The sequence below is a fragment of the Flavobacterium croceum DSM 17960 genome, assembly GCF_002917885.1.
GTDB lineage: Bacteria > Bacteroidota > Bacteroidia > Flavobacteriales > Flavobacteriaceae > Flavobacterium > Flavobacterium croceum.
Window position 1 is genome coordinate 1 of the sequence record NZ_PQNY01000041.1, and the last position, 5,718, is coordinate 5,718.

Sequence of the window (5,718 nt, forward strand, 5' to 3'; positions counted from 1 at the left end):
TCTTAAATTGAAGTCCATTTTTCACGAAAATGTTTATCTTTAACAGAAATTTAGCCGTTCGCGGGCTTCGCTTCTGCGTCAAGCCGCGAAACGTTATGGGCAAGTTTGCAGAAAACCTTAATAATCAAGAATATAATACGATTTAAATGAATAAAATAAAAATTGTTATCTGTCTTATTTTTTTGTACAACAATCTAAATGCGCAATCTATTTCAGCACATGGCAGTTTTTCCTTATTTAGATGTAATAATGGAACAGTTCAAGCGACAGGTATAAATATTTATGGTCAACTCGGAGATGGAACTTTTACAGACAAAAGTGTCCCGACTCAAGTCAGCGGATTAACTGTTATTATTGAAGCTGTTGCTGGCGGTGTTCATTCACACTTTCTTAAAAATGACGGAAGTGTTTGGGCAGTAGGTGGTAATAATAATGGTGAACTTGGAGACGGAACAAACATTTCTAAAAATATTCCTGTACAACTAATTGGACTTACTGGAACAATTAAGCTGGCCAACGGAGATTTCAATTCTTTTTTTGTCAAAAATGATGGAAGTGTTAGGGCAACGGGATATAACTATTTTGGACAACTTGGTGATGGCACTAATATCAACCGGAATACTCCAGTACCAATAAATTCACTCACAGGGATTACCAGCTGTAGTGCAAGCCAATTGCATTCTCTCTTTCTAAAGAACAACGGAACTGTTTGGGCAACAGGTTTCAATCAGCAAGGTCAACTAGGTGACGGAACTAATATCCAAAGATTTACTCCAGTGCAATTACTTGGGCTTTCAGGTATTACTTCTGTTGCGTGCGGAGCTGTACATTCTCTTTTCTTAAAAAACGACGGCACTGTTTGGTCTGTAGGCGGAAATCAAAACGGGCAACTTGGTGATGGAACTTTTACGGATAAAAATTCTGCGATTCAAGTGTCTGGACTTTCAGGAATAATAGCAATTTCTGCTGGTTATTATCATTCTCTTTTTTTGAAAAATAACGGAACCGTTTGGGTTGTAGGCGGAAATAGTTACGGACAGCTTGGAGATGGAACAACATTAGATAAAAATATACCTGTTCAGTTGAGTAGCCTAACAGGAGTAATTGCTATATCAGCAGGTTCTGAACATTCATTATTCTTAAAGAATGATGGAACAGTTTGGTCAGTTGGACTTAATGAATTTGGTCAACTTGGAGATGGAACCAATACTAACAGAAATATTCCTATTCAAATTACTCAAGTATGTAATGTAACGTTAGAAGCTCCTGAAAATGATATTGAAAATGGCATTTCTATTTATCCAAATCCCTGCAAACAAGAATTATTTATAGACTATCATGAATACCCAAACACAACTATAGATGTATTTAATATTCAAGGTCAATTGGTAAAAAGTATATTATTAAAATCATTTCAAACCATATTACAAATTAATGATTTAACAAACGGTGTATATTTGGTAAACATAAAAAACTCTAAAGGAAAAACATTTAAAAAAATTGTTAAACAATAATTATAAAACAAAACCAGCCCATAACAGCCGTTTTGCGCTATTGCGAGAAAAGTGCAAAATTGACGTTTATCTTTCGTAAGAAGTTGTATCTTGGCAGAAAATACGCAGTTCCGAAGCTCGCAACAGTCGTAAAGCGGCAAAACGTTATCGGTCAGCTTAAAAGACCACGCAACAAGACAATGACAAACTAAAAATGGGACGATACGACCGTTCAATAAAAATAGCGTTTGACAAAACTTCGGGAGAAATTCTCGAAGCAGACGAAGTATTTGATATTAAAACGGATGCCTTTGAAATAAGAAAAAAGTATCACGAAAAAAATTTGGCACTTTCCTGTTGCGAATGCGAACAAGACCTAATGGTTTCGGGAAGTAAATATGACAGACTTCATTTCAAACATAAACCAGGACATAGTTATTGCATTTTAGCAGACGGACAACTTACACCGCAAGAACACGAGCGATTTACTAAAATTTTAATAGCAAAAGAAAGTGATAGACATAAAGAACTAAAAAACAAAATTGGAGAGCTACTTAAATCTATTAATGGAGTTGACTTAAATTCTATTGCTATTGACAATAAATTCATTGTTAAACAAAATGGTAAAAGACGACCTGATGTTTATTGCAAGTTTGAAGACAAAGAAATTGTTTTTGAAATTCAACTTTCCGACTTATCACTTGGTTATATTTTAAGTCGCTATGAATTTTATAAAGAACACGGAATATATTTAATTTGGATACTTGACAACTTTGATGTCCGTAATCAAGGAACTTTAGAACGTGACATTAAATATCTAACCAAATATCAAAACTTCTTCAAGCTTGATGAAAAATCTGAAAGTTTAAAACTTGAATGTGAATACAAGTTAGTTTATCTAACTAATGACAATAAACTGCTTACGGAATGGCGTAAAAAATCTGTTTCATTAAACGAGTTAAAGTATGACAATGAAGTTTTCCAAGCATATTATTACAACTTTGGTGACAACAAAACAAAAACTGAATCACTTCAAAAGAAAAAAGCCGAAGAAATAAAAGAAGCTGAAAGAATAAGATTTGAAAAATTAAGGTTGGATAATGCAAAGAGCAAAGCCAATCACGTTAGAAATTTAATTGCAGACTTCAGAAAAAGAAAAATTCAAAACTATAATTCAGTAATTGAAGAACTTGAAGAAATGGATGACTTTGAAATTAAAATTCTTAATGAAGTTTTAAATCTGAAAGGAAAAATTGTCGAAAACAAACCACCATTGATTAAATGGATAAATGAAGCAAAACAAGAAGATGTTGTATTTCTTGAGTTTATTTTAGGAACAGATAAAATTGAACTTGAAATAGATAAAACGGATGAATTAGAAAGAACAGCACTTCAATCAATTATTTTAAATGACAACATTCACAATTCATTACCAATAAAATCACTTTTTAAAGCAGGATATAGATTAACAGAAAAAGACTTATTTTTTTTAGAACAGCTACAGAATACTAAAAAGGATTTATTGGCAGATATACATATTTATAAATTATGCAATAAATTGACTGAAAAAAGTTTGGTTGATGATGTGTTTAATTTTTCCAAACTACTATTCATTATCGAATCCGCAAGACAAGATGAATTGATTTACTATAATTTCACAGGAAACAAATGGATTTCATTTGCTAATAATGCAATTCAATATTACAGCGAATATTGGGAATATTTAGAATTATCATTTAAGAGATTTGGGCTTTGGGACAAACTTATTCAACTCGACAAAAAAGGGACGTTTCAAAAAAAGGTTGAAGCTTTTTACTCTAAAATGCCAAAACAGAAATACGACTTTGATGAAGTTTTTAATGACCTTTATCCAGAAATTGAATATGAAAATTAAGATGAAAATAGACGGAAGAAAAGAAAGCCGAACCGATAACAGCAGTTTGGCAAAATGGCGGATTTAGTGCTAAATTCAACGGCAGTTCTTCGATTGAACTTTTGTGCAAAACTGAACATTTGTTCTTCAAAGTCCGCCACTTCGTCAAGCCGCAAAACGTTGTGCAATATGCTACCAAAATTGCGTAAAATCGACAGCTAATAAAAATCTTAAACTTTTTTTTCATAAATTTGCGATAGACAAAATAATTAAGATTATAAGTGAGTAAAATTGACGAAATACCAGTTATTATAGACATTCCAAAACAGGAATTAGACAAGTTTGATGCACTAATCAAACAGTACAGAACTAAGTATATTCGTACTTCACAGGAAATTGTGGAATTTGCTCTTGCTCAAAACCAAGAATATTTAAAACAAATAAAATCAAAACACGTAAGTAAATGTATATCAGAACTTCGTGAAATAGTTTGGCAAGAATATCTTTTGGACGAAGTAAATTTTAACGCAATTTTAATGCGGGATTTGCACAAACTTTTAGAAACACCAAAAGATATTTTAGAGGTTTTACTCAACAAAAATATAACAAACAAAAAAGGTGAAGAACTTATTGAAACTGTAAAAGAAATTTGTGGCGAATATGCAGGACGAGTTTTCCCATATATTTACAGACTTTCTTTAAGCAACACGCAATCAAGACGTTCGCGAGCAGGAAAAAGTTTTGAAGCTATTATTTATAAAATTTATGAAAATTTAGGTTATGAATATGACAGCCAAAGTAAAGTTGGTCGTAAAACATTTGACTCACTTGGTTTAGGCAAAAAAGTAGATAGCATTTTACCAAACATAAAATGCTATGCAGAAAGACGAAATAAAACCATAATTGGTACAATGAAAACTTCATTGCGTGAACGTTGGCAAGAAGTTGCGGAAGAAATTGAGCGAACAAAAATACCTGAAATACATCTTTTAACAGCAGACGAAAGTATACCAAAAAGTAAAGCCCAAGAAATGGCAAATCACAATATTATTGTGGTTACATATGAATGGGTTGCTAATTCCGACACTTTAAAATCAATGAAAAACATCATTAGTTTTGAAGAATATTTATTTGAAGAAATTCCTAACATTTTAAAATTTTGGAATGAAAACAAGTAATAAAATAAAAATAATTGACCTTTTCGCAGGTATTGGAGGCATCAGACTTGGTTTTGAATTAGCTTCTAAAAATAATATTGACTGCGTTTTCACAAGTGAATGGAATAAATATTCTGTTGCAACTTATACTGCAAATTTTAACGATTTGATTGTTCACGGAGATATTACACAAATCGATGAAAAATTAGTTCCAGAACACGATATTTTGTTGGCAGGTTTTCCTTGTCAACCATTTTCACAAGCAGGTCTTAAAAAAGGTTTTTCAGATACAAGAGGAACTTTATTTTTTGATATAGAACGAATATTAATTGCAAAAAAACCTCAAGCTTTTTTACTTGAAAATGTAAAGCAATTAAAAGGGCACGACAAAGGAAAGACATTAGCTACCATTATTGAACATTTAAAAAATATTGGTTACGAAAACGTTCAGTATGAGGTTTTAAAAGCAAGAGAATTTGGACTTCCTCAAAACAGAGAAAGAATTTATATTGTTGGGTTTTTAGACAATTCCGTTAAGTTTGAATTTCCAAAACCAACTAAAACACCTACAAAAGTAGGTGATATTTTGGAAAAAAATGTTGATGAAAAATATACAATTTCAGACAAACTTTGGGAAGGACACCAACGAAGAAAGATTGCAAATAAAGAAAAAGGCAAAGGTTTTGGGTTCGGAATTGTAAATGAAAATTCCGAATATACCAATACAATTTCTGCTCGTTATTATAAAGACGGAAGCGAAATTTTAGTAGAACAAAAAGGTAAAAATCCAAGAAAATTAACACCTAGAGAAGCAGGTCGATTACAAGGTTTTCCAGACAGTTTTGTCATTCCTGTTTCTGACAATCAAGCGTATCAACAATTTGGAAATAGTGTTGCTGTAAATGTGATTGAAAAAGTAGCAGAACAAATGCTAAAACATATAAAACTAAAAAAGATTGAAAACAAAAAGCACATCGCACAACATCGGTTTGGCAATATGGCGGCTGAAGTGCTTCTATGAAACATTTGTACAAAGTTCAACAGCAGTAATTCTATTGAACTTTTGTGCTAAAAATCCGCCACATCGCCAAGCCGAAAACCGTTGTGTGCCATACTTCCGACGAGATTCAGAAGTCAAACATTTTAGTTTGAACAACCATTTGAATTTTAAGACTTGACGAAATGTCCACTTTTT

Annotated in this window: 5 protein-coding genes; 4 read left to right on the forward strand and 1 reads right to left on the reverse strand. The window is 32.1% G+C overall.

Annotated elements, in window-relative coordinates; genetic code table 11:
* Positions 1-146 precede the first annotated feature (146 nt).
* The 4 genes from Q361_RS12975 (at position 147) to dcm (ending at position 5,544) form a co-directional block, all read left to right on the forward strand.
* The gene (locus Q361_RS12975; RefSeq protein ID WP_103727158.1) at positions 147-1,514 is read left to right on the forward strand and encodes a T9SS type A sorting domain-containing protein; all 1,368 of its coding nucleotides are present in this window, start codon (positions 147-149) and stop codon (positions 1,512-1,514) included.
* A gap of 193 nt (positions 1,515-1,707) precedes the next feature.
* Positions 1,708-3,387 carry a DUF6035 family protein gene (locus Q361_RS12980; RefSeq protein WP_103727159.1) on the forward strand — a complete coding sequence of 560 codons (1,680 nt, stop codon included), beginning with the start codon at positions 1,708-1,710 and terminating at the stop codon, positions 3,385-3,387.
* 260 nt (positions 3,388-3,647) lie between these two features.
* On the forward strand, positions 3,648-4,544 hold the full coding sequence (locus Q361_RS12985) for a type II restriction endonuclease (RefSeq protein ID WP_103727160.1): 897 nt from the start codon (positions 3,648-3,650) through the stop codon (positions 4,542-4,544).
* A complete protein-coding gene (dcm, locus tag Q361_RS12990) occupies positions 4,531-5,544 on the forward strand; it encodes a DNA cytosine methyltransferase (protein ID WP_103727161.1) in 1,014 nt (337 codons plus the stop codon). Before Q361_RS12985 ends, dcm begins: the two co-directional genes overlap by 14 nt.
* Here the strand turns inward: dcm and Q361_RS13860 are convergent.
* The coding region (locus Q361_RS13860) for a hypothetical protein (RefSeq protein WP_211290390.1) at positions 5,539-5,718 on the reverse strand (180 nt) is incomplete at its 5' end. The genes dcm and Q361_RS13860 overlap by 6 nt on opposite strands.

Coding starts and splice junctions, on each gene's coding strand:
- Q361_RS12975 (WP_103727158.1), top strand. CDS start 147: ATGAATAAAATAAAAATTGTTATCTGTCTTATTTTTTTGTACAACAAT.
- Q361_RS12980 (WP_103727159.1), top strand. CDS start 1,708: ATGGGACGATACGACCGTTCAATAAAAATAGCGTTTGACAAAACTTCG.
- dcm (WP_103727161.1), top strand. CDS start 4,531: ATGAAAACAAGTAATAAAATAAAAATAATTGACCTTTTCGCAGGTATT.